This is a genomic window from Alteromonas gracilis (assembly GCF_036870955.2).
Classification (GTDB): Bacteria; Pseudomonadota; Gammaproteobacteria; order Enterobacterales; family Alteromonadaceae; genus Alteromonas; species Alteromonas gracilis_A.
On the sequence record NZ_CP145482.2, the window covers coordinates 2,742,922 to 2,766,505 of the forward strand.

Annotated in this window: 20 protein-coding genes, 1 tRNA gene and 3 pseudogenes; 14 read left to right on the forward strand and 10 right to left on the reverse strand. The window is 44.7% G+C overall.

Features of this window, described 5'->3' with window-relative positions; genetic code table 11:
* Window positions 1–196: 196 nt before the first annotated feature.
* Window positions 197–273, reverse strand: a tRNA-Pro gene (locus tag V6N89_RS13265).
* A gap of 109 nt (window positions 274–382) precedes the next feature.
* Window positions 383–847, reverse strand: a pseudogene (locus tag V6N89_RS13270) (YHS domain-containing (seleno)protein).
* 222 nt (window positions 848–1,069) lie between these two features.
* Between V6N89_RS13270 and V6N89_RS13275 the strand changes: the two are divergent.
* On the forward strand, window positions 1,070–1,726 hold the full coding sequence (locus tag V6N89_RS13275) for a cupin domain-containing protein (RefSeq protein ID WP_346992798.1): 657 nt from the start codon (window positions 1,070–1,072) through the stop codon (window positions 1,724–1,726).
* Window positions 1,686–1,850: a helix-turn-helix transcriptional regulator gene (locus V6N89_RS13280; RefSeq protein ID WP_338517995.1), complete on the forward strand. Its 165-nt coding sequence runs from the start codon at window positions 1,686–1,688 to the stop codon at window positions 1,848–1,850. Before V6N89_RS13275 ends, V6N89_RS13280 begins: the two co-directional genes overlap by 41 nt.
* Window positions 1,851–1,890: 40 nt before the next feature.
* Here V6N89_RS13280 and V6N89_RS13285 read toward each other — a convergent pair whose 3' ends face one another.
* The 3 genes from V6N89_RS13285 to apbC form a co-directional block, all read right to left on the reverse strand.
* Window positions 1,891–3,327 (reverse strand): SLC13 family permease, encoded by a 1,437-nt coding sequence (locus V6N89_RS13285; RefSeq protein WP_338517996.1) that lies wholly within the window; start codon window positions 3,325–3,327, stop codon window positions 1,891–1,893.
* A 97-nt stretch (window positions 3,328–3,424) separates the two neighbouring features.
* On the reverse strand, window positions 3,425–4,018 hold the full coding sequence (gene dcd / locus V6N89_RS13290; RefSeq protein ID WP_338517998.1) for a dCTP deaminase: 594 nt from the start codon (window positions 4,016–4,018) through the stop codon (window positions 3,425–3,427).
* Window positions 4,019–4,149: 131 nt separating this feature from the next.
* On the reverse strand, window positions 4,150–5,259 hold the full coding sequence (gene apbC, locus V6N89_RS13295) for an iron-sulfur cluster carrier protein ApbC (protein ID WP_338518000.1): 1,110 nt from the start codon (window positions 5,257–5,259) through the stop codon (window positions 4,150–4,152).
* 108 nt (window positions 5,260–5,367) lie between these two features.
* On the opposite strand from apbC, the gene metG reads away from it, so the two are divergent.
* Window positions 5,368–7,395 (forward strand): methionine--tRNA ligase, encoded by a 2,028-nt coding sequence (gene metG, locus V6N89_RS13300; protein WP_346992799.1) that lies wholly within the window; start codon window positions 5,368–5,370, stop codon window positions 7,393–7,395.
* Window positions 7,396–7,479: 84 nt separating this feature from the next.
* Here metG and V6N89_RS13305 read toward each other — a convergent pair whose 3' ends face one another.
* Window positions 7,480–9,114 carry a methyl-accepting chemotaxis protein gene (locus V6N89_RS13305; protein WP_346992800.1) on the reverse strand — a complete coding sequence of 545 codons (1,635 nt, stop codon included), beginning with the start codon at window positions 9,112–9,114 and terminating at the stop codon, window positions 7,480–7,482.
* Window positions 9,115–9,252: 138 nt separating this feature from the next.
* Window positions 9,253–10,049, reverse strand: a pseudogene (locus tag V6N89_RS13310) (class I SAM-dependent methyltransferase).
* 85 nt (window positions 10,050–10,134) lie between these two features.
* Here V6N89_RS13310 and gloB point away from each other — a divergent pair.
* The 3 genes and pseudogenes from gloB to V6N89_RS13325 all read left to right on the forward strand — a co-directional run bounded on the left by gloB (window position 10,135) and on the right by V6N89_RS13325 (window position 13,725).
* Complete coding sequence (gene gloB / locus V6N89_RS13315; protein WP_338518004.1) at window positions 10,135–10,926, forward strand: hydroxyacylglutathione hydrolase; 792 nt, start codon at window positions 10,135–10,137, stop codon at window positions 10,924–10,926.
* 64 nt (window positions 10,927–10,990) lie between these two features.
* On the forward strand, window positions 10,991–12,655 hold the full coding sequence (locus tag V6N89_RS13320) for a lytic transglycosylase (RefSeq protein ID WP_338518005.1): 1,665 nt from the start codon (window positions 10,991–10,993) through the stop codon (window positions 12,653–12,655).
* Window positions 12,656–12,688: 33 nt separating this feature from the next.
* Window positions 12,689–13,725 (forward strand): annotated as a pseudogene (locus V6N89_RS13325) (ion transporter).
* Between the two features lie 28 nt (window positions 13,726–13,753).
* Here the strand turns inward: V6N89_RS13325 and V6N89_RS13330 are convergent.
* A complete protein-coding gene (locus V6N89_RS13330) occupies window positions 13,754–14,188 on the reverse strand; it encodes an Lrp/AsnC family transcriptional regulator (protein WP_338518006.1) in 435 nt (144 codons plus the stop codon).
* 327 nt (window positions 14,189–14,515) lie between these two features.
* Here V6N89_RS13330 and V6N89_RS13335 point away from each other — a divergent pair, with 327 nt between their 5' ends.
* Both V6N89_RS13335 and V6N89_RS13340 read left to right on the forward strand, forming a co-directional pair.
* On the forward strand, window positions 14,516–15,124 hold the full coding sequence (locus tag V6N89_RS13335) for an arginine deiminase-related protein (protein WP_338518007.1): 609 nt from the start codon (window positions 14,516–14,518) through the stop codon (window positions 15,122–15,124).
* On the forward strand, window positions 15,124–15,471 hold the full coding sequence (locus tag V6N89_RS13340; RefSeq protein WP_338520271.1) for an arginine deiminase-related protein: 348 nt from the start codon (window positions 15,124–15,126) through the stop codon (window positions 15,469–15,471). The genes V6N89_RS13335 and V6N89_RS13340 overlap by 1 nt, the downstream gene beginning before the upstream one ends.
* 101 nt (window positions 15,472–15,572) lie before the next feature.
* Here V6N89_RS13340 and cysS read toward each other — a convergent pair whose 3' ends face one another.
* Window positions 15,573–16,955 carry a cysteine--tRNA ligase gene (gene cysS, locus V6N89_RS13345; RefSeq protein WP_338518008.1) on the reverse strand — a complete coding sequence of 461 codons (1,383 nt, stop codon included), beginning with the start codon at window positions 16,953–16,955 and terminating at the stop codon, window positions 15,573–15,575.
* A 177-nt stretch (window positions 16,956–17,132) separates the two neighbouring features.
* On the opposite strand from cysS, the gene V6N89_RS13350 reads away from it, so the two are divergent.
* The 4 genes from V6N89_RS13350 to V6N89_RS13365 all read left to right on the forward strand — a co-directional run bounded on the left by V6N89_RS13350 (window position 17,133) and on the right by V6N89_RS13365 (window position 20,970).
* On the forward strand, window positions 17,133–17,627 hold the full coding sequence (locus V6N89_RS13350) for a peptidylprolyl isomerase (RefSeq protein WP_338518009.1): 495 nt from the start codon (window positions 17,133–17,135) through the stop codon (window positions 17,625–17,627).
* A gap of 86 nt (window positions 17,628–17,713) precedes the next feature.
* Entirely contained in the window at window positions 17,714–18,445 is a 732-nt protein-coding gene (gene lpxH, locus V6N89_RS13355; protein WP_338518010.1) for a UDP-2,3-diacylglucosamine diphosphatase, read from the forward strand.
* A gap of 118 nt (window positions 18,446–18,563) precedes the next feature.
* The gene (locus V6N89_RS13360; RefSeq protein ID WP_338518011.1) at window positions 18,564–19,178 is read left to right on the forward strand and encodes an OB-fold-containig protein; all 615 of its coding nucleotides are present in this window, start codon (window positions 18,564–18,566) and stop codon (window positions 19,176–19,178) included.
* 76 nt (window positions 19,179–19,254) lie between these two features.
* Entirely contained in the window at window positions 19,255–20,970 is a 1,716-nt protein-coding gene (locus tag V6N89_RS13365) for a flotillin family protein (protein WP_346993807.1), read from the forward strand.
* Window positions 20,971–21,047: 77 nt separating this feature from the next.
* Here V6N89_RS13365 and V6N89_RS13370 read toward each other — a convergent pair whose 3' ends face one another.
* Entirely contained in the window at window positions 21,048–22,286 is a 1,239-nt protein-coding gene (locus V6N89_RS13370) for an aspartyl protease family protein (protein ID WP_346992801.1), read from the reverse strand.
* A 144-nt stretch (window positions 22,287–22,430) separates the two neighbouring features.
* On the opposite strand from V6N89_RS13370, the gene V6N89_RS13375 reads away from it, so the two are divergent.
* Both V6N89_RS13375 and V6N89_RS13380 read left to right on the forward strand, forming a co-directional pair.
* Window positions 22,431–23,138, forward strand: a complete 708-nt coding sequence (locus V6N89_RS13375) for an ABC transporter ATP-binding protein (RefSeq protein ID WP_338518014.1) — start codon at window positions 22,431–22,433, stop codon at window positions 23,136–23,138.
* Window positions 23,131–23,559: a hypothetical protein gene (locus V6N89_RS13380; protein WP_346992802.1), complete on the forward strand. Its 429-nt coding sequence runs from the start codon at window positions 23,131–23,133 to the stop codon at window positions 23,557–23,559. Before V6N89_RS13375 ends, V6N89_RS13380 begins: the two co-directional genes overlap by 8 nt.
* The last annotated feature ends 25 nt before the right edge of the window (window positions 23,560–23,584 follow it).

The following is a 23,584-nucleotide window of genomic DNA, read 5'->3' on the forward strand; positions in this document are numbered from 1 at the left end:
CGCCTTGGCTTTAGGTACCCTACGACGATACAGCCAAACACCTGTAGGGGACTCTTTGAGGTTTTTTGAGGTTTTTAGTATCCATATAAAATCCTTTAATGTGGACCGAAAAGCGGGCCTTTTTGTGAACCTGCTGATTTGCTATGGATAAGAGTTATATTGCCGTACAGGCTAGAAGTCAAGCGGGGTAAGGAATTGGTCGGTGTGAGAGGATTTGAACCTCCGACCCCTGACACCCCATGACAGTGCGCTACCAGGCTGCGCTACACACCGACCGAAAGAGCGAGTAAGTCTACTTAATTTCAAATACTTTGCAATGTAAAAAACCAAATAACCGCTTAAACGATTATTTGGTAATCAAAATACGTTTTAATTGTGCAGTTTACAGCGCGTTAGCACTTACATCTTTGATTTTTGGCCACTCTTGGTCAGCCTCATCAATGTGGGTAGGAATGCTCTTTGCCCATGCTTTATACACGTTTTCGTCTTTATTAACGTAAAGCACACCATCTACAATTTCAAATGCCTTACCGTTAATTTCAAACTTCTTACCGAACGTTGCACCATAAGCACAGAATCCGCCATATGCTTAAGCGCATATTTGTCAGGGTTGCTGACAAACATGTCTCGGTTTTCCTCAGATGAAAAACGATAGATAGCGTCATTGTGAACAGCAGTAAAATTTGCTTTGCCTAGCACAGGTTTGCCCTGTGTAAAGTAAGCAACTGCATCGTGCCCCGCTAAAATAACGCCGTTTTCATCTGTTTCGGTATCTACACCTAGCCCACGCTGCACCACTGGCAATAAGTGATACCGCCAATACACTGCTCTTTAAAAATGATTTCATACCCCACCCTCTCAATATGTTATGCAGTTAAACACAGTTGCAAAAAAAATTCGAATGAAATACTACGTGGTAAGGTCTTATTCAAACATGTTCCAAACACTTAAATTCTTGTCCCAAACGCCATGAGTAATGTAGAACTACTTTTTGATAGACTTCAAATAACTGCAAATGTGTTTCACAACGGCCAGTATTGCGGCAATTGGCAAGTGGATACCGTAGGCAGTGGGTTTATTAATTTTCACGCCATTACTCACGGCTAGGTGTTTCTTGCACCAACCCGACGGTAGTGTCATTGTGTTGAATAAAGGTGATGTGGTGTTGTTACCGCTCGATAGCCCTCACTTTTTAAGCCCAAACAAACACGACACAAAAAGAAACACATCAATTGTGTCTGTACCCGTTGGCGAAGACATTGCCGAAGAAAGCGCGGTATTGCTTTGTGGCTACTTTGAATACCAACACCCTTTAATGCGCGTAATTGCAAAAGAATTACCTGAGTATTGGGTAATAAAGAAAGATGCAGAGGGCAGTAATGTACTTCACGAGAGTTTGCAGCTGCTCATTAGTGCGTCATTAGAGGCTTCAGACGAGGTTATCACTTCGTCAGTTATTCTTAATAAAATAGCTGAAATTACACTGTTATTTATCGTGAAGCATTTGATGAAGGAACACTCATCAACCGCTGGCGCTATGTTTCACCCCGCTATTGCCAATAGCCTTGAAGTACTGCACGGCTCGCCTGAGAAAAACTGGAGCATAGACAAACTTGCTACGATTGCGAATATGTCAAAGTCGAACTATGCGGCCAAGTTCAAAGACTTTGCTAGGTATTACTCCCATGAAATACCTCACCCAGTGGCGTTTGCGATGTGCAAGTAACGACCTAAAATCCACCGCCGCCCCCATTATTACCATTGCCAATAAGTATGGCTACGAGAGCGAGGCATCATTTTCAAAAGCCTTTAAACGCGAGATGGGCGTGTCCCCCTCTAAACACCGCTGAACGGCTTTTAATAACATTGCCCTTGAGCCCCTGTGAATGCCTATGCCAACGTAAGGTAACACACGCCCGTTACCACCAGCGCGACCAATATATTCAGTACAATGCCTTCTCTTGCCATGGTTTTGATATCAAATTTATCAGTTGAATACGCAATGGCATTAGGTGCGGTAGCAACGGGTAACATAAACGCGCAGCTTGCGCTAATGGCCGCAGGGATCATCAGCAATTTAGGATCTACACCTACCGCCAAACCTGCGGCGGCTAGTATCGGCATTAAGAGTGTGGATGTAGCGGTGTTTGACGTAATTTCGGTCAAGAATGTTACAAACAGGCATATACCAAGTACCAATAAGATAACAGGTAATGTAGACAGGCCAGTCAGCCAAGTTCCCATCAGAACACTTAGCCCTGATGCCGTGAACGCTTTTGCTATACAGATGCCTCCAGCAAATAACAATAGCATGCCCCATGGAATATCGTTTGCCGTTTTCCAATCGAGTAGCTTATCGTTATTACCTTTGCCGTCAACGTGCCCCTTGTCGTTGCCACTGTTCGTTAAAAACATAGCGGCAACACCAGCCACGGCAATTGTACTGTCGCTGATAGTAGAAACATCAATCCATGCCGTCCAGAACGGCCGGAAAATCCACGCCATTGCAACCGTACCAAAAATCATCAGTACACGTTTTTCTGCAACGCTCCAGGTTCCGGGCACTGGCAAATTAATAGTACCTACCTGCTTTATGCCTCTTGAAAGCCACAGCGCCATTATAGGTACACCCACTAAAACAATAGGCACACCGGTTTTCATCCATTCAATAAAACTGTATTCAACACTCTGTGTTTCCTCGTAAACACTCATAAAAATGATATTGGGTGGTGTACCAATGGGAGTGCCTACCCCTCCCAAACTTGCTGAATAAGCAATACCTAGAATGAGTGCAACGCCAAACCTTGGGTTATCTACAGCATTAATTATGGCAATGGCCATAGGCAGCATCATTAAAATTGTCGCTGTATTGCTAATCCACATACTTAAAACGGCAGTGGTTATCATGAACCCAAGCACCAGCTTTAACGGGCTTCCGCTCCCGGTTAAGCGCAGCATATAAATAGCAAAACGTTTATGAAGATTTGCTCTTTCAAGGGCTTTAGAAAGCATAAATGCAGCCATCAGCAATACGATGACGTGGCTACCTAATGAGGAGGCGGCTTCGCTATGTGAAAGCACGCCAAACAAGGGAAATAGTGCAAACGGTAGTAACGATGTTGCTGGAATAGGCAGTGCTTCTGTGACCCACAGCACGGCAACAAATAGCGTGATAGCAGCCGTAAAGAAAATGTCGCTGGGCTGACCGACTGCCCATAGTGCTAAGGCACTGAGCACCGCAATAACAAATGCAAACAAGATAATGCTGTTTTTGCGTGTGGGTGGTTTAGGCGCCTTATCGATTGGCGTTTGAGGGGATGAATGCATCGCGCTTCCCTTTACTGATAGCGTTTATAAGTTGTTATTGTTTTAACTTATATTTTCTACCAGTAATGAAAGGAAAACGCACTAGGCAATTGGAAATTTATTTGTTCTCGTCATCCGATGAAATACGGCTTGCTACTGCGCCAGCTTGGCCTTTGTATTTGGCATCAACGCGAGCGTTGTAGGGTTTTTCAGCAGGTGCCGATAAAACTTCAAAACTCAAGGCGCCTATTTTCATTTTTGGGCGAAGCGCAAGCGGTAACTTCCCACTGTTGTAGAACTCTAATACGATGTTACCTGACCAGCCTGGATCGATACGGTGTGCAGTCACATGCACCATAAGACCAAGACGAGCAAGTGATGAGCGCCCATCTAACCAACCAACAATGTTATCGGGTAACGTCACAGACTCATGAGTAATTGCGAGGGCAAGTTCACCAGGGTGTAAGAAAAAGGCCTTGCCTTCTTCCAACTCAATTTCGTCACTCATTACCTGATCGAGCGCTTCTTGCACTTGCGCTTTGGGGCCGCTTAAGTCAATAAACGGCGCTTGGTGATCTTCAAACACGCGAAACTTATTGCCAAGGCGAATATCAACGGTAACTCCGCTAATTTGATCATAGCTTGGCGCAGGCTCAATATTAATTTTGCCATCTTGCAGGTATTGATAGATATCGCGGTCGCACAAACGCATGGTGTAGTCCTCTATTTCGTAGGCGGCTATTATGCGTATCTCAAGAGCCCCAATCAACTGCGCAAATACAGGTTTTGCCTGCTTTTGCTCAATTATTCGGTTAATTGATTAACTATTTAGCAAAATGATGATTAATCTGACTTACCCACAAACCCAATTGGGTCACCTTTGATGTGTTTTACACCAGCACGTCTTGGCTCAACTGACAGCGCAAGCTGCATTGATAACGCGCGTGCCGCTTCTCGATAACTTTCGCTCAACGGACTATCGGGTGTGCTAATCAAAAGCGGTGTCCCAGCGTCGCCATGCTCTCGTATATGAATATCAAGAGGTAGCTGACCTAAAAGCGGTAAGCCATGGCGTTCTGCCAACGCCTCACCACCGTCTTTAGCAAACACATAGTCTTTAGTGCCGCAGGCTCGGCATTGGTAATAACTCATATTCTCAATAAGCCCAAGTACAGGCACATTAACCTTTTCAAACATGCTTATCCCTTTTTGGGCGTCGGCGAGCGCTAAATCTTGCGGCGTGGTAACCACAATAGATGCCGTTAGGGGCACCTGCTGTGCCATAGTCAACTGGATATCACCCGTACCCGGTGGCATATCCACGATTAAGTAATCAAGTACTGGCCATAAGGTTTCGTCTAACAACTGTTTAAGTGCTCTACTCGCCATAGGTCCTCGCCACACCGCTGCATCTTCCTGAGGCACTAGGTAACCGATAGAGTTGGCCACCAAACCATGCGATTTCAGTGGTTGCATATGCTTGTTGTCTTCGCTTTCTGGATGCGCGTCGGGGTTACCGAGCATAATGGGAATAGATGGCCCATAAATGTCTGCGTCTAAAATACCGACTTTTGCGCCTTCCTGCATAAGAGCAAATGCAAGATTAATACTGGTAGTAGACTTACCTACCCCACCTTTGCCCGAGGCTACAGCAATGATGTTTTTAATATTGGTAACGGGCGCAACCTTAGTTTCACCGCTGACAACACGTTGTTTGAAGGTGAGCGAGACCTCATCAAGCTTACCCTTTAGCTGCTTGAGGACTTCTTTTTTCATTACGTCTAGCTGTGTGGCGATACAAAACGGCAGAGTAACAGTGATACCCGCATCTTCATTTTCAGGCTGGCTGTAAGCGCACCACGGCAAGGTATTCTCTATGTCTAATGATAAATACGTGGCCAAAATAGCAGCAACTTTTTGTGGTAAAGGCTCTGCTTTGCGAGAAAAGAACATAAAATGCCTTACTAGTAGTAGAATTGTGTGAATTACGTAATGCAAAAAACGCGGTTTTCCGCTAGTATTTGCAGCCATTTTGAAACGCAAAGAATCAATAACGTCATTATGTCAGAAAAACGCCGAATTCTGGTAACCAGTGCGTTGCCATACGCAAATGGCTCTATTCATTTAGGACATTTGCTAGAACATATTCAAACCGATATCTGGACTCGTTTTCAGCGCCTTCGCGGAAACGAATGTTACAGTGTTTGTGCCGATGATGCACACGGCACACCGGTGATGCTTAAAGCCCAAGAACTTGGCATTACACCTGAAGAAATGGTGGCAAGAACGCGTGCTGAACATCACCAAGACCTTGTTGATTTTCACGTTGATTACGACAACTACTATGTTACTCATTCGCCAGAAAACAAGGCGTTGTGTGAAGAAATTTACACGCGTTTAGATAACGCAGGGTACATTAGCAAACGCACCATTAATCAGCTGTTCGACCCTGAAAAAGAAATGTTTCTGCCAGATCGTTTCGTAAAAGGCACATGCCCAAGTTGTGGCGCAGAAGACCAAAACGGCGATAGCTGTGATGTGTGTGGTGCTACGTATAGCCCGACTGAAGTAAAGAATCCGCGCAGCGTAGTATCTGGTGCAACCCCGGTACTTAAAGAGTCTGAGCACTTCTTTTTCGACCTGCCAAAGTTTGAAGGCATGTTAAAAGAATGGATCCGTTCTGGCGCTCTTCAAGAAGAAATGGCAAATAAACTACAAGAGTGGTTCACTGAAGGTCTTCAACAGTGGGACATCAGCCGTGACGCGCCGTATTTCGGTTTTGAAATTCCAGGTGCGCCTAACAAGTTCTTCTACGTGTGGGTAGATGCACCTGTTGGCTACATGGCAAGTTTCAAAAATTTCTGCGACAAAAACAATCTAGAATTCGACGACTTTTGGAAAGCCGACTCAGACGCTGAGCTTTACCACTTTATTGGTAAAGATATTACGTATTTCCACTGCCTATTCTGGCCTGCAATGCTTGAAGGTGCGGGATACCGTAAGCCTACTGGCGTTAACATTCACGGTTTTGTAACGGTAAATGGCGCGAAAATGTCAAAATCGCGCGGTACGTTTATTAAAGGCCGTACTTACCTAGACCACCTTAACCCAGAATATCTGCGTTACTACTTTGCGTCTAAGTTAGGTGATGGCGTGACCGACATCGACCTTAACTTTACTGATTTTGCGCAAAAAGTGAATTCAGACTTAGTAGGAAAAGTGGTAAACATCGCTAGCCGCTGTGCAAGCTTTATCACAAAACGTTTTGACGGCAAGCTATCAGACAACGTGATAGAGCCAGAGCTAATTGCAGAATTCCAAAACGCGTCAGACAGCATTGCCGCGCTATTTGAGAAGCGTAAGTATCACCAAGCCGTGCGCGAAATTATGGCCCTTGCCGATAAAGCGAACCAGTTTATCGACAACAACGCACCATGGGTAACCATTAAAGACGAAACCAAGCAGCAGTTCACTCATGATGTGTGCTCGCTCGGTATTAACATGTTCCGTCTATTGGTTATTTACTTAAAGCCAGTGCTTCCTGTGCTTGCACAAAAAGCCGAAGAGTTCTTAAACGACTCGTTCGACTGGAATTCACTGCAAACCCTATTGAAAGGCCACGCCATCAATAAATTCAAGCCGATGATGCAGCGTGTAGAAATGGAGAAAATAGACGCCATGGTTGAAGATTCAAAAGAGAGCCTAGCGCCAGCAGCACCAGCTATCGACCCAGACAGCCCGCTAGGTAAAGATCCTATCAGCGACACTATCTCGTTTGACGAGTTTGCCAAAGTAGATTTGCGTATAGCGCGTATTGCCAAGGCCGAGCACGTTGAAAAAGCTGACAAACTTCTTCGTTTAGAGCTAGATTTAGGCGGCGAAACTAAGCAAGTTTTTGCCGGTATTAAGTCGGCCTACTCGCCTGAAGCCCTAATCGGTAAACACACGGTAATGTTGGCAAACCTTGCGCCGCGCAAAATGCGTTTCGGAATGAGTGAAGGTATGGTGTTAGCGGCAGGCCCAGGCGGCGACGAACTCTATATTCTAGAGCCTCACGAAGGCGCTAAACCAGGTATGCGCGTTAAGTAACGCCCAAACCCGTACAAAAAAAGCCATGTAGCGCATAACGCGCACATGGCTTTTTTATTGTCTTCAGATTATGTTTGTAGCTGTTTAGCGCGTAAATGCCATTAGTTTCGATTCGATATCTGTGCTAATTGACGCAACCCTCTCACCGTTTTGTGCCACATTGCCCGCCAGTGCTTCTGTGCGCTGTGACACATTTTGAATTTTATCGATATTGCGGTTGATGTCATTTACCGTTGTACTTTGCTCAGACACCGCAGCGGCGTTTTGATGCCCAAGCGATACCAGTTGATTGACGGATTGTGAAATTGTGCTGAAGGCTTCTTTCACCCCTGACGAAATCTCCATACTATCGTTCATTTTTGACTGGCTAGATTGAATTGAAGCCACCGCACGTTTTGCGCTCTCTTGTAGCTTAGTTATCATGTCATTAATTTCTGCCGTAGAGGTTTGCGTGCGTCCGGCTAGCGTTCTAACCTCGTCGGCAACAACGGCAAAGCCCCTACCCTGCTCATAAGCGCGTGCCGCTTCAATAGCAGCGTTAAGTGCAAGTAAATTTGTTTGCTCAGCAATGGCACCAATAACGTTCACTACATTTTCTATCGAGTCTGTATCAAGGGCCAAGTTATTGATAACTGCCACTGCATTTTCAATCTCACTATTTAAAGTAGACAGTGTATTGACCGCTTGTGTTATTTGGTTAACCCCAGCGTTGGCATCGTTTTCTACCTCAGAGACAATGCTTGCCACTTGCTCGGCGCCTGTTGATACCTCTTCAAGAGAGTAGGCTAGTTCGTTAACCGCTGAAGCAATCATGGTAATTTCATTGTTTTGCTCTTCGGTTGCAGTTTTGCTTTCGCGACTGGTAGATTTTAGTTCTGACGCCGCACAGGCAAGATCCTCGGCCGAGCCGTCAACCGCTACGACGGCGTCGCGAACTTTACTTACAAACACGTTAAAGTTTTGTGCGAAGGTAGACATTTCATCGCCACCATCATCCACCAATTTAGCCCTTAAATCACCACTGCCACTAGCAATATCAATAAGCGCATCGTTGATGTGCGCGATGGGCAGTGTTATCGAGCGAATAACGAGAAAAACCAAAGCGCCAACTACACCTAATATGAGTAATAGCAACACAATATTTTTTGTTAGCTCCGCCCAGTATTCTTCCTGAACATCGTCTACATACGCCCCTGTTCCAATTACCCATTCCCACGGTTTAAAGGCTTTAAGATAAGAGAATTTAGGTAGCGGTTCAGTTCCACCCGGCTTTATAAAGTAGTATTCAAACGTTCCCTCTCCCACCGTTCTGCCAATGCGCGCAAACTCTACGTAAATATTGGTACCGAGAGAATCTTCAAAGCCCGAAACGTCTGTACCATCTAATTCGGGCTTGAGGGGGTGCATAACTACATAGGAATTGTAGTCACTGATCCAAAAGTAATTGGTGTTATCGTAGCGCAACTTTTTTACAGCAGCTTTTGCCATTTGTTGGGCTTGTTCTCTTGTAAGTTCACCCGACCTTTCAAGCTCATAAAAATAGGTAAATACGCTATGCGCCACTTCAGAAAGGTTTTGGTTCTTTTCATTCTTGGCCCCATACATACTGCTTTCAAGCTGTCCCATTGAGGTGAGCATAATCACCACGAACGCGAACATTGAAATAATCAAAATACTCCACAGGCGGTACTTAATTTTAAATTGACGCAAAAACTGCATAACAAGCTCCAAGGGCAAACATGTAAATATCTCAAACGTCGGCCACTTAGTGACATATCCAACGTGTGAATTAGGCATGATTTTTTATATTTGCAAATGCCTTTTTGATAATGAGTAACATCAAAAAGGTAAATACACTTAAAGCCCTTTTGCAGACCTGCTTTGTGAAGAGGTACAGGCACTGGCGCCCACCGCTGAAAATCTCGGTTTCAGCTTTCGTTTTGGCTTAATTACGGTCATAGGGAACACGCGCTTTTTCGCCAAAATCACATAGACCGCACTACACCATGGCAAATAGGCCGATAAGTATTGCTGAAGCTTAGCAGCGCCTTGCCATTTTTGCTGAAAAAAGAGCGTAGAAAACATCACTTGTCGCTGCTCTACAATCTCGAAACCTAATAATTGAAGCCAATCTTTAATGCGATAGCTGGTAAAAAAACGGGCATCGTGTAGTACGTTATTGCGCTTCACCTAAGCAAAAATTTTGCAATACCAGCTAGGCTGAGCGGGTTAAAACCACTGATAATGACATAACCGCTTTGTGTAATGACTCTATCGACTTCACGCAGAATTTCGTGGGGGTCTTGCGCAAAATCCAGTTCGTTTGCTAACAAAAAGCCGTCAATACTGTTTTCAGCAAAAGGCAAACAGTGGGATTGTCCGACTACATAACTCTCATCATCGAATTCGTTGCCTGAAATACCTCCATCTGCATCAATACAGAATGGAGTGTGGTTAATTTGATGACGAATTGGACTTCTATCCAGTTTTATTGCTGAACTGAGAGAGCCAATCTTTGCGAAGTGATATCCAAAGACACGCTCAGCATAGTCATTACAAACCTGAGCGACCGCTTGCTGGATATGCTCTCCCGCAGGGAAATCTTCCCACTGCGTGGGGTATCTTATGGGTTTGCCTTTAAACGCCGACTTGATTATCACTAAGCGCGCACACCTGTTGCTCTGTTGTTAACAAGCTCTTATAGTAACGCATAATTCTACCTACACAAGCAGGTACACAATGCACACAGATACCCTTCCCCATGGTTTGACGATTTTTCCCATACCCGCGTTTACCGATAACTACATTTGGTGTGTGCACGACCAAAGTCATGCCATTGTCGTCGACCCGGGTGATGCACAACCTGTATTGGACTATTTAAAAGCCAAAGGGCTAGCGTTATCTGCCGTGCTTATTACGCATCATCACAGAGATCACACGGGGGGAATTGCAAAACTGGTATCAGCACATCCAGAACTCACCGTTATTGGACCTAGAGGCGGACACATTAGGGGTCTGACAAAATCAGTCTCACAAGGTGACACGGTCGCATTACCTGTTTTAAATATGTCTCTTCAAGTAATGGAAGTACCGGGACACACTCTTGACCATATCGCATTCCTGGGCCATGGTATTATCTTCTGCGGCGATACCCTATTCTCTGCAGGGTGTGGCAGACTGTTTGAAGGTTCTCCCGAGCAGATGCACCATTCGTTGAATAAAATAAAACGGTTGCCAGATAGCACAAAGATTTACTGTACCCATGAATATACGCAGGCCAATGTAGCCTTTGCGCTGACGGTAGAGCCAAACAACCTCGCGCTGCAACAATATTCAAAATGGGTGGACGAAATGCGAACCGCTAACACGCCCACGCTACCCAGCACGCTCAAAGAGCAGAAAGAAATAAACCCCTTTCTGCGTGCCCATGAACCCAGAATAAAAACCGCTGCAGAAGCTTACTGTAAAAACACCCTAGTTGACGATGTGGCCGTGTTCGCTGCTGTTCGTCGCTGGAAAGATGAGTTTTGATGCAAAAGCACGCTGATTATCGTAAAATAACGGGTTTGCAGTGTTTCAAGAGGTGTCTTCATTTATGAAGTGGACGTTTTACCCGCTTTCGCCATTAATATTGGCATTAGGTTTAACTGGTTGCCAGCTAACCAGTAATAATACCGACAATACACAGTTGGAAAATGACGAAAACACTGTAATTGAAGCCTGTGATGAGCTGCATAAAAATAACGAGGCTATTGCCGATTGTGAACTAGCTCGTGACGGTGTTATTGACGTTATTCATCCGAATGATGATGTGCTTGAAGAGATTGTCGATACAGTCATTACTCAAGAAACAGAGGCTGAAGCGGTAATTACCGACGTATGGGAACGTGCAAGCAAAGAGTTTGCCCTTGCAGTGCCCGATGACCCGCGTATCAACGCGCAAAAGTCATGGTATTTGAAACACCCTGAATACATGGCGAGAGTTGTAAAGAGAGCCAAGCCTTTCCTGTACTATATTGTTGAGGAAATAGAAAAGCGCGATATGCCAATGGAGCTCGTACTGCTTCCCATTGTAGAAAGCGCATTTGATCCGTTCGCTTATTCACACGGGCGCGCTGCAGGCATGTGGCAGTTTGTTCCCGCCACTGGCAAACGCTTTGGCATGCCACAAACATGGTGGTACGACGGACGACGCGATGTTGTTGCTTCAACACAAGGCGCACTTGATTATTTAACATACCTCAACAACATGTTTGACGGCGATTGGCTGCATGCCCTTGCCGCGTATAATAGTGGTGAAGGCCGTGTTATGCGCGCTATTAAAAGCAACAAACGCAAAGGCAAGCCTACCGACTTTTGGAATTTGAGCCTACCTAGAGAAACCCGCGCTTACGTTCCTAAACTTTTAGCGCTTGCTGATATTTTGAAAAACAAAGATGAATATGCGTTTGCTTGGCCAGAAGTGGAGAACGTTGCGGTAATTGACGTGGTTGATATCGGTTCTCAAGTTGATTTGGCATTTGCGGCAGACCTCGCTGGTATCACGTTAAAAGAGCTCCACGGCTTAAACCCTGGTTTTAATCGCTGGGCGACATCGCCTGACGGTCCACACAGGCTAGTATTGCCTATTGATAAAGCGTCAACGTTTTCTCAAGCACTTGCCCAAATCGATCAGAAAGAGCGACTTAACTGGGTGCGTCACAAGGTAAAGTCTGGTGATAGTTTAATAAAGATTGCCAACAAGTATCACACCACCGTTAATGTCATAAAACAGGTCAATGAATTAGACGGTTCAATGATCCGCGTAGGGCAAGCCATCATGGTTCCTGTTGCATTGCAAGAACTTGATTCCTACTCTCTTTCAAAAGAGCAGCGCCTTGCAAGCCTTCAAAACCGTGCATCGTCAAAACAAAAAGTTCGCCACACTGTGAAAGCTGGTGATACGCTTTGGGATATCGCCCGTAAATACAAGGTGTCTACCAAACAGTTAGCGAAATGGAACGGAATGGCACCTGGCGACACGCTAAAGCTAGGTAAGTCGCTTGTCATATGGCTAGAGGGTAAAAGCGACGCTGGCATCACAAAGCAGCTCACGTATACGGTTCGAAGTGGCGATTCTCTCTCACGCATTGCAAGTAAATTTAACGTTAAGGTTGCTGATATAGGAAAGTGGAATGGCCTTAATACCAAGCGTTATTTACAACCTGGCCAAAAGCTCAAGCTGTATGTTGACGTAACACGGTTGAGCTCATCTGGCTAAGCTACCCACGCTTAATAAAGACGGAATACGGACATGCTAAAGATTAACCGAGAAAATTTGCGCAACAGCCATGAAACCCTTTGGTTAATTTTGGACTTGGTCATGCTAGGTGTACTTTTTATCAACCTGGCGTGGCTTATTTTCGATTCGCTCTATGCCACCGACTTTATATACGGACAACTTGGTACATACTTTCCCGCGCTTATTACCGCCTACGACCCCATACATCACAATTTTTTGTTTGTTGACTTAGTCTTCATTGGTATTTTCTTCACCGAGTTCTGTGTTAGGTGGGCTGTCGCTATCATCCGCAAAGAACACTTGCGCTGGTACTTCTTCCCGTTCCTTCACTGGTATGACTTAGTTGGCTTAATTCCTACTGGTGCTACGCGTTTGTTTCGCTTTTTGCGGATATTCTCCATTCTGCATAGGCTTCATAAATACAAAATTATCGATTTAAATCAGACCGCTATTTTTCGCTTCTTTGCATTTTATGCCGACGTATTTGTCGAAGAGCTTAGCGACCGCATCGTAGTGAAGGTATTGAGTGATGCACAAAAAGACATTTCTGCTTAGGTTCACCGCTACTTGATGATATCAACGAGCAAGTATTGGCACCCCGACGCCCTGTCATTACACAATGGCTTGCAGGTGTTGTGAATCATTTAGGCACTGCAATAAGCAGTGATGAGCACGGCGAAGCAATAAAAGAGCATGTGAGAAACAGCGTAGGAAAAGCGGTAAGAAGTAACGCCCAAGTCTCCACACTCAATTACCTACCTGTAATAGGCCGGACCATCGAAAATACACTTGAAGAGTCTGTTACTGATATTGTTACGGCCTCATTAGTTAACTTGCTTAGCGACTTAGATTCTGAGCGTATTGACCACTTTATTTCTGTTGGAATGCGTGATTACACCCCAACAGCAGATGCACTTGATAAAGAGGTATTAAGCGTAGTTAACGAATGCTTGGAGCTAGTTAAAGCACATATTGCACAGCAGCGATGGAAGTCTCACTTGATGGAGAAAGAGTCTGCTATGCCCGTGGATAAGCCTGATATTAGCTAACGAGTATCAACCTTCCTGTACACTTTATTCATCGCTGTGTTGTCGATAATATAATGCTGGTTTCGCTGTTAAGCACTCCTTTTATCGCACGTACTGACTTCAATATATCGTCAAGATGCGCCAAGCTATCTGCGACAATAACGATGAGTAAGTCCCAATTGCCATTTGTTGTATGAAGTCGCTCTACACCGCTTACCCGTCTTAGCTTGCTGATAAGTTGGGTTGTACTTAACCCTTCTAATTCGACCGACATTAGCGCTTTTATTTTATCGGGCTGAAGCTGTTCATTTACGCGTATGGTAAACGCCTCTATTACCCCTGTATTCACCAACCTGTCTATGCGCTTTTGCACGGTGTTACGCGATAGCGACAGTATTTCGGCAAGCACAGTAACGGGCGTGCGAGCATCACGCTTCAAAATATCGAGTAGCGCTCGGTCTTTGGTATCTAAGTCAACAAACACACAACCTCCAATAGACACACTGTGTTGTCTGCAATTTTTTAAAGCTTAAAGGCTCTGGGCACTTCATGGATTAATCATACAAAAGCACAGAGAACAAAAATAAAGCATATTGACAATAAATTTGAGCATATTACTCAAATTAAAGCTCATATTGTAGCACCTTGTAAATAGTGGTTTGAACAACGCAGTTTTAAAATAGAGGAAACAACGTATCACCTGCACAGTCGTTTTTTACTTAACGTTTGATGGGAAGAAAGTTATACCCAACGCACAGGTAGATATGTGCTAATCCTCAGCTTAAATTTTTACTTACTTCTGAGATGTACTATGTCAGCTATTCAACATTCAAATGCGCCGCTAAACACACCTCAACATGTGCTTATGGTGCGTCCTCTTGCCTTTCGCCCCAACGAACAAACAGCCCACGACAATACGTTTCAACACGCTTTGCCGCTAACACAAACTGAACAAAACGCCCTTGCCAAACAAGCATTGGCAGAGTTTGACACAATGGTTAAGGTACTCGATGCTAACGACATAACGGTAAGCGTATTTGACGCGATCGACAAAAATACACCTGACGCCGTTTTTCCAAACAATTGGTTAAGCACACACCCCTGCGGCATGCTTGTTACCTACCCCATGTTTTGTGAAAACCGCAGAGCTGAGCGCAGAAATGATATTGTGAACTACCTGGAAAGCCACTTTCAGGTAACACAGCACATTGACCTTTCTGAGTGCGAAAAAGAAGGGTTATTTGCTGAGGGAACTGGCGCTATGGTCATTGACCATGCCCATAAGTTAGCCTATGTGTGCTTATCACAAAGGGCAAACCAACAAGCAATAGAAAAAGCGTGTAGCGCAATTAAGGTGACTCCCGTTTTCTTTAATGCGTTCAACAAAGAGGGAGTGCTTAGGTTTATCACACCAATGTGATGATGTGCGTTGGCAGTGACTTTGCCATTGTTGCCAGTGACATGATTTCTTCAGAAGATAAACCCAGGGTGCTATCCACCTTAGAAGAAACGGGGAAAAACCTCGTATTTATTGACGAAACACAGGTAAACGCGTTTGCAGGAAATTGCCTTGAACTCGTAAACTACCGCAATGAACGCTTTTTAGTAATCTCTACAACAGCATATGCGTCGCTGTGTGAACATCAACGTGCTGCATTACCTGCTGATTTAACGCTGTTGCCTATCTCTGTCCCTACCATAGAGATGGCTGGAGGCTCAGTACGATGCATGATGGCGGGTATACATCTACCTATAACGAAGCGTTAGAGACTGAACAAACACCAATTACCTCAAGCAATAAACATAAAAAAGCCCACAACTTGTGGGCTTTTTTAAATAGTAGATTGGTTCAGCGTTAACTGACGGAATTAAGCTTTACGCCATGTGGTTCCGCTTGGGCCGTCTTCAAGTACCACGCCTTTAGCCGTTAACGCATCACGCGCAGCATCTGCAGCAGCCCAGTCTTTAGCGGCACGCGCGTCGTTGCGCTGTTTGATTAGCGCCTCTATTTCAGCCACTTCGTCGTCGTTGCCTTCACCACCTTTTAAGAATGCATCTGGATCACTTTGCAGCATACCTAGTATAGCGCCTAGCCCTTTAAGTACAGCACCTAGCTTACCTGCTTCATCCACATTGTCTTTTTGACGGTTCAGTTCTCGCGCTACATCAAACAGCACCGAAAACGCTTCAGGAACATTTAAATCGTCGTCCATTGCAGCTTGGAAGCGCGCCAAGTAACCGCCGTGCGATAAGTCCGTACCTTGGTCTATTTCAACCCCTCGCAATGCAGTATACAAACGCTCAAGAGCAGCTTTTGCCTGCGTTATGTTGTCTTGCGAGTAACTTAGCTGGCTACGGTAATGTGCAGACATTAGAAAGAAACGCAGGGTTTCTGAATCGTGCTCTTTTAACACATCACGCAGTGTAAAGAAGTTGCCCAATGACTTTGACATCTTCTCATCGTTAACTTGTACCATACCCGTGTGCATCCACACGTTTACGTAAGGTGTATCGTAGGCGCAGCACGACTGTGCAACTTCGTTTTCATGGTGTGGAAATGTCAAATCTGAGCCGCCACCGTGAATATCAAAATGCGCGCCCAAGTGCTTATGGTTCATTGCAGAACACTCAATGTGCCAACCTGGTCGGCCTTCACCCCATGGCGATGCCCATGCAGGCTCTCCTGGCTTAGTTGATTTCCATAACACGAAATCGAGTGGGTCGTCCTTTCCGGCAGCAACTTCAACACGCGCACCAGATTTCAGCTGCTCCAAGTCCTGCTTGCTGAGTTTTCCATAATCATCGAATTTACTAACATCAAACAATACGTCGCCACTTTGTGCCTGGTATGCATAGCCCTTATCAACAAGGCGAGCGATGAGTTCAATGATCTCGTCCATATGGCCGCTAACTGTAGGCTCTACATCTGGCTCAACAAGGTTAATGGCGGCAAAATCTTCGTGCATCATACCAATCGTGCGTTGGGTTAAAGCTTCAAAGCTTTCACCGTTTTCATTGGCACGAGCAATAATTTTGTCATCAATATCGGTGATATTGCGCACATACTTCACGTCATAACCTAAATGGCGCAAATAGCGAACTAGGACATCAAAACTCAGATAGGTTCTTGCATGGCCCATGTGGCTGAGGTCGTATACAGTGATACCACACACATACAAACCCACTTTCCCTTCTTCAAGCGGAACAAACTTCGCTTTTTCACGGGTTCGGGTATTGTAAAGATGTAGCATGTCTATATTTCCTGTATATGTCGTTTTGGGGCGCAAAGTTTAGCACTGTCGATGTTTAATTGGTATTGCAAATGGCAAGCCTTTTACTGCTAACCTCGCTTTTAGGCTTGGATTTGCGCTACTATATACCCACTTTTACGATTCATATTTTTCCAGTAACACACAGGACAATGCACAATGGTTACACTAAAAACAAACTTTGGTGACATCAAACTTGAGCTTTTCGAAGACAAAGCACCTAAAACCGTTGCTAACTTTATTTCTTATGTAGAAGACGGTTTTTTCGATAACACTATTTTTCACCGTGTTATCAACAACTTCATGATCCAAGGTGGTGGTTTCACTCCTGATATGGAGCAAAAAGACACTAAAGATCCTATCGAAAACGAAGCTGATAATGGCGTTGCTAATGAAGTAGGCACGATTGCCATGGCGCGTACACAAGATCCACATTCAGCTACGGCGCAGTTCTTCATTAACGTAAATAACAACGACTTCCTTAACCATTCTGGCAAGAGTGTTAATGGCTGGGGATACTGTGCCTTTGGTAAAGTTGTTGAAGGTATGGACGTAGTTGAGAAAATTAAAGCCGTTAAAACAGGCAATCACGGCTATCACCAAGACGTACCTGTAGAGTCTGTGGTTATTGAGTCAGCGACTGTCTCTGAATAACTGACTATTGCGTGAAAATATGTAAAGCCGTATCAGATGATGCGGCTTTTTAGTCTTAAGCAACAGCACCATCAAAAAGAAACTCTATGTCGTTTACCTATTTTATCGCTGATCTACACTTAAGTGCCGACCGACCTGATATAACATCATGTTTAATGAGGTTTTTAGAAGAAGAGGCTATAAAAGCAGACGCGCTGTATGTGCTAGGCGATCTGTTCGAAGTATGGATTGGTGATGATAACGTAACGCCATTTAATACTGCCATTGCCGCAGCATTTAAAAAGGTCAGTGCCCTCTGCCCTATTTATTTTATTCACGGCAATCGCGACTTTGCAATACGCCATACGTGGTTAGACAAAGCAGGTATGACACTACTGAACGAGCAAGAAGTGATTGATTTATACGGAACGCCCACATTACTCACACATGGTGATGAACTGTGTACTAAAGACGTGGCGTATCAGAAGTTTCGAAAGAAATCTCGCGGTTGGTGGTGGCCTAGGTTAATGCTAGCGTTGCCGTTGTGGTACAGACAACGCGTAGCCGACAATGGGCGCGCCGAAAGCAAAAAAAATCAAAAAAACCTGAAACCAGACATCATGGACGTTACACCTGAAGAGGTAGTCAAAGTTCTTGAAAAATGGGGCGTTCAGCGCATGATTCACGGGCATACACACCGCCCAAACATACATACTCTTTCTGCCAATGGTAAGACAGCGACCAGAATTGTTTTAGGCGATTGGTACGACCAAGGCAGTGTGCTGAAAGTAACGCCGACCGATGTACTGCTTCAGTCTCATAGTTTTAAGGCAAATTGATCAGGGCTTACATAACACCGTTTTGGCATCTATCCTAAAGTACAAGAGGGATTCACTAGCTTAAATTTGAGTCTGTGGTATAAAAGAAACTAATTGTTACTCATCACGGACGGTGTAAATGACAGATATCCTTCTATCCCCCGCTAATTTTTGGTTCAGCATAGCCCTTTGTGCCGTATTTGTCGTGCTTGTACTAGAACTGGTCAGCATGTTGTTTGGCATCAGTTTATTGGGTATGGGAGATGACCTAGGCGACATTGATAGCGATGGCTTACTTGGGTCTGAGTTCGCAAGCTGGCTTAACGTAAACCGTGTGCCATTTCTTGTATGGCTTATTGTGTTGTTGACCACCTTTAGTTTAGTAGGCTTTGTACTAAATGGTGTAAGCTCACTTATCATCTCTTCAGCACTACCCGGCTTACTCTCTGTTCCATTGGCTTTGCTACTAAGCTTATTTATCACGGCCAAAACTGTGTTAGTCATTGCCCACATACTGCCCTCCATTGAGTCCAGTGCTATTAGCAGTGACGAGTTTGTTGGCGCAGTGGCTGAAATTACTATTGGCCGGGCTTCTCGAGGAAACCCCGCTGAGGCAAAATTTACCGATAACTATTCACAACCTCACTTTGTGCTTGTCGAGCCATTTGAAGAAAAGGAGCTTTTTGCTCAAGGTGAGCGTGTCATTCTTGTTCAGAAAAATGAACGCAGCTGGTTGGCTACTCGCTACCAATAACTTAAAAAAGAGATAAAAGTATGGATACACTTCAAGCGTCTAACTTGCCGTCAATACTCTTTATTGTTTAGGTGCCATTGTCGTTGGTCTAATTGCCATTGGACTTATTTTCGCCAAACTCTATAAACGAGCCACTAAAGAAACCGCCTTTGTCAGAACAGGGTTAGGTGGCGAAAAAGTTATCAAGGACGGAGGCGCGTTAGTGCTTCCTGTGGTACATGAAATTATTCCCGTCAATATGAATACACTTCGCATTGAAGTGGAGAAAATTCAAAAAGATGCGCTTATTACCAAAGATAGAATGCGCGTCGACGTTAAAGCCGACTTCTATCTAAGGGTCGCGCCAAACACAAATGGCATTTCGATGGCCGCGCAAACACTTGGTACAAGAACCACGCGCGCTGAAGAAGTGAAAAAGCTGATGGAGTCGAAGTTTGTTGACGTGCTACGTGCGGTAGCAGCGGAAATGAGCATGACAGAAATGCACGAGCAGCGCGCTGATTTTGTACAAAAAGTACAGCAAAGTGTCGCTAACGATTTGGAAAAAAATGGTCTAGAGCTTGAGTCAGTGAGCTTGACAGGTTTTGACCAAACCGACCTACAGTTTTTTAACGAGAACAATGCATTTGATGCTGAAGGTCGCGCTCGTCTTGCCAAAATCATTGAAGAAAAGCGTAAAGAAACCAACGATATTCAACAAGAAAATCGCATTCTCATTGAACAACGTAACCTTGCTGCAGAAAAGCAATCTCTTGAGGTAAAACGCGATGAAGAAGAAGCCCGACTTACGCAAGAGCAGGTTTTAGCCTTTAAACGCCAAGAACAGAAAGCAGAAATTGCAAAGCAGCGTGAAATGAAAGAGCGCGAAGAACGCGAAGCCGAAATTGCCAAGAACCGTGCAATTGAAGCTGCGGAAATCGAAAAGTCTCGTGAAATCGAAACACAAGAGATCGCAAAACGTCAGGCACTAGAGCAAGCGCGCATTCGACAACAGCAAGAAGTTGAAGTGTCTGAGCAAGTGAAACAGATTGCCGTTGCTGTTAAATCAGAAGAAGAATCGGCAGCAAGAGCAAAAGCTGCTGACGCTGAGAAGCAAAAAGTTGAAAAAGAAGAAGCCGTTAAGACAGCTCGCTCTGTGGCTGAAGCTGAGCGTAAAAAGCAAATCGAAGTTATTGATGCGCGCAAAGAAGCCGAGCGTGAAGCAGTAGGTATTACTGTTGAAGCGCAAGCCAAGAAAGAAGCTGCTGAAAACTCTGCTGCGGCTATCCTTACGGAGGCGAAGGCAGCCGCCGATGCCAAGATGCTGCAAGCTGATGCTGACGAAAAAGTATTAGCCGTCGAAGCGCAAGGTAAGCAAGCGCTTTATGAAGCAGAAAACACCCTTAAGACTGAGCAAATTGAGCTACAAAAAGCGCTTGCAATGCTGAAAGTATTGCCTGAACTTGTAGCGCAAGCCGTTAAACCGATTGAAAACATTGATGGCATTAAAATTTTACAAGGTTTTGGTCAAGGTGCATCAGGCAATGGTGAACACTCTGTAGCCACTTCGGGCGCTGGTTTGGCCGACCAGGTTACGCAGGCTGCGCTTAATTATCGCGCCAACGCGCCCCTAGTCGACTCAATGCTAAGAGAGGTGGGATTGGTAAATGCCGAAAACGGTACACTAGAAGATTTAGTGACTGGAAAGAGCGATATCATCTCTCGCACGACTAAAGTATCGGCAAAACCTGTACAAACGGAGCCAGTCCACTTAAATGGAAAGTCAGCGCAAGACGAAGCCGCTGCCGAATAACCTTTCTAGGTTGACTAAAAGCCCCTTTATGAGGGGCTTTTTTGTATCAAGTGACCTGTCCTAAAAAACGTAATGGATTACTGTACCGAGGAATAGCCCGGAATCTCTTTACCCGCAATGTCAAAACAAGCGTTGTCTCTTAGTATACAAATACGATGCTCCCCCTTTATCGAGGTAATATCATTGTATTCACTGAGCGAAACACTTGTCGCGGTTACGCCGTCAATATGCGTGACAATATCACCTACTTCAATATTAGCTTCGCTAGCAGGCAAATTTGGAAACACATAGCGCACAACAAAGTCACCACTGCGTATCTTGCGTAACTCTAAGCCGAGCAAGTTGTAGTCTGTAACAAATGGGGCTTGTGGCTCTAAATAAAATGCATCGTTGTTGTAATCGATCACCGTTTTGAATTGATTCATTAACGCATTACCAAGTACCCACCAGTCATCTTCGTCGTCGCTTGGAATAAGATTAACTTTCACATTGTCGATTTCAATATCGCCGAGCGACAGTGAGGGTAAAGTAACCCTGTCATGCTCTACTTTACCGCTTAATCCAAAATCGGCAGCGCGCACGCGAGCAGATGACATTTCGATTTCATTTGATGTGATGTAAGCAGTGCTTAACTTAACGTAATGACGACTACCTGTATCAATGACAAACGGCTCATTAACCGTCACTGAGTCATTAAATGTAAGCGAACCATCAACAGAGATTTTGTTAAACAGCGAACTCATCTGAAGACGCGTAGCGTCAGGGGATGGCGAATATGGCTGCTGCGATAAATAAATTGCATTTTTACTGGCGTCGAACTCCCATGTAAAGTGACGCATCATGTCGTGCCCTATCACACCGTCATATATAGCCTCATCTTCGCGTAAATAATAATGCGTTTGAGACACGGGTATTAGCGCTGCTTTCATGTCATCGAAATAAACCCCGCCCAAGTCGATTCGAGCAATGTCAGTTTGATAGGCTTGGCTGTTGCCGTCTTCGCCCCACCCGCTGAGAGCTAGGTCAAAGCCCCTTGGTAGATTGAGTTTCTTCACGTTTGGTGTATCCATCAAAATAAGGAAACGTGCACCGGTATCAAGAAGAAACAAAAGCTTCTCCCCATTTACAGTCGCATAAATATAAGGTTTTTCACCTTCATATTTTGATTCAAGAGAAATGCGTCCTTCTGCGGTCATGACAGGTTCAACATTGTCATTAATTTGCATCATTCTAAGAGAATTAAAGACATTGCAACCAGTAAGGCTACAACACGTGATAACAACGGTAATTAGCGAACGCGTAAAGTTCTTAAACATATGATGTCCATGGTTTTGTTGGCAATATTCCAACGTTAACCGCCTTACTGTGAAGCAAATGTGAAATACACAGCATGTCCTTTTCACATCCATTTCACTCTTTCCTCTTTATGTTGAGGAGTAACATAACTAGGAGTAAGCACCATGCCCAAGCAGATACGTTGGCAAACACAACAATCAGTGATTGAGCTGCAATCAGTCTCACAATCATTTAAGAATGGCGATCGCAATATTGTGCTATTTGACGATCTAAGCTTTGGTATTCATCAAGGAGAGTCTTATGCCATCACGGGCCCGTCGGGCTCTGGCAAGTCCAGCTTATTAATGTTGGCATCAGGCCTCGAGTCTCCAAGTAGCGGCACAGTGAAATACTTAAGTGCAAAAAAAACGCTAGAAGTTAATGCTATTCGCTCCGACATAGGGTTTATTTTTCAACAATTTCATTTGTTACCTGAGCTAGACGCGCTTAACAATGTTGCCTTACCGCTCAAACTCCGCGGTTGCAAAAATGCCCTATCCACAGCAAGCCAGTGGCTTGAAAAAGTTGGTTTGGGAGGCCGACTTCAGCACAAACCGTCTCAATTAAGCGGCGGAGAACAACAGCGCGTTGCCATTGCCAGAGCCTTGGTTTTCTCACCTAAATTTATTTTTGCCGATGAACCCACGGGAAACTTAGACGCAGTCAGTGCTAAAGAGGTCGCCAAATTACTTTTCGAGTGCTGCAATGCTAACGGCGCAGGTTTAGTGCTGGTCACCCATTCAGAGAGCCTTGCTAAGAAAGCGAACCATAAACTTCATTTTCAGGATGGGCATTGTGCTTGGGTTACAGACAACGAGGTGTATCGTGCGTAAAACAGTTTTCTCATTGATGTGGCATTTGCTACTACAAGACTACAAGGCCTCTCATTTTCGCTTGCTTCAGTTTATCCAAGGGCTTTTGCTGGTATTTTTGATTACGCTTACGCTGGCAAGTGAATCGGTACAAAAACATTTAGCGCACAATATGGCTAACTTGCTTGGCGCAGATGTGGTGGTTTCCCAATACGGTCAAATGCCAGTCAACCATGTAACACAATTGGAAAACCTCAGTAGTGCCCTTACCTTCACACAGAGCATTAAAACAACGTTAACCCAAAACGGAAATTGGCAGCAGTTGACCCTTAAAGCGGTGGATAGCCGTTATCCTTTACAAGGAACGCTTCAGGTTTCCGACACACTAGAGACCCCCCTTATGCTACAGGCCAAACACCCACTATCGGAAAAATTTGGGTAGGCCCTCGCTTAGCGGCGAGTCTTGG

Bases quoted from the DNA above. Each gene is read 5' to 3' on its own strand.
- V6N89_RS13280 (WP_338517995.1), top strand. From the start codon at position 1,686: ATGAAATACCTCACCCAGTGGCGTTTGCGATGTGCAAGTAACGACCTA.
- V6N89_RS13285 (WP_338517996.1), bottom strand. From the start codon at position 3,327: ATGCATTCATCCCCTCAAACGCCAATCGATAAGGCGCCTAAACCACCC.
- dcd (WP_338517998.1), bottom strand. From the start codon at position 4,018: ATGCGTTTGTGCGACCGCGATATCTATCAATACCTGCAAGATGGCAAA.
- apbC (WP_338518000.1), bottom strand. From the start codon at position 5,259: ATGTTCTTTTCTCGCAAAGCAGAGCCTTTACCACAAAAAGTTGCTGCT.
- metG (WP_346992799.1), top strand. From the start codon at position 5,368: ATGTCAGAAAAACGCCGAATTCTGGTAACCAGTGCGTTGCCATACGCA.
- V6N89_RS13305 (WP_346992800.1), bottom strand. From the start codon at position 9,114: ATGCAGTTTTTGCGTCAATTTAAAATTAAGTACCGCCTGTGGAGTATT.
- gloB (WP_338518004.1), top strand. From the start codon at position 10,135: ATGCACACAGATACCCTTCCCCATGGTTTGACGATTTTTCCCATACCC.
- V6N89_RS13320 (WP_338518005.1), top strand. From the start codon at position 10,991: ATGAAGTGGACGTTTTACCCGCTTTCGCCATTAATATTGGCATTAGGT.
- V6N89_RS13335 (WP_338518007.1), top strand. From the start codon at position 14,516: ATGTCAGCTATTCAACATTCAAATGCGCCGCTAAACACACCTCAACAT.
- V6N89_RS13340 (WP_338520271.1), top strand. From the start codon at position 15,124: ATGATGTGCGTTGGCAGTGACTTTGCCATTGTTGCCAGTGACATGATT.
- cysS (WP_338518008.1), bottom strand. From the start codon at position 16,955: ATGCTACATCTTTACAATACCCGAACCCGTGAAAAAGCGAAGTTTGTT.
- V6N89_RS13350 (WP_338518009.1), top strand. From the start codon at position 17,133: ATGGTTACACTAAAAACAAACTTTGGTGACATCAAACTTGAGCTTTTC.
- lpxH (WP_338518010.1), top strand. From the start codon at position 17,714: ATGTCGTTTACCTATTTTATCGCTGATCTACACTTAAGTGCCGACCGA.
- V6N89_RS13360 (WP_338518011.1), top strand. From the start codon at position 18,564: ATGACAGATATCCTTCTATCCCCCGCTAATTTTTGGTTCAGCATAGCC.
- V6N89_RS13370 (WP_346992801.1), bottom strand. From the start codon at position 22,286: ATGTTTAAGAACTTTACGCGTTCGCTAATTACCGTTGTTATCACGTGT.
- V6N89_RS13375 (WP_338518014.1), top strand. From the start codon at position 22,431: ATGCCCAAGCAGATACGTTGGCAAACACAACAATCAGTGATTGAGCTG.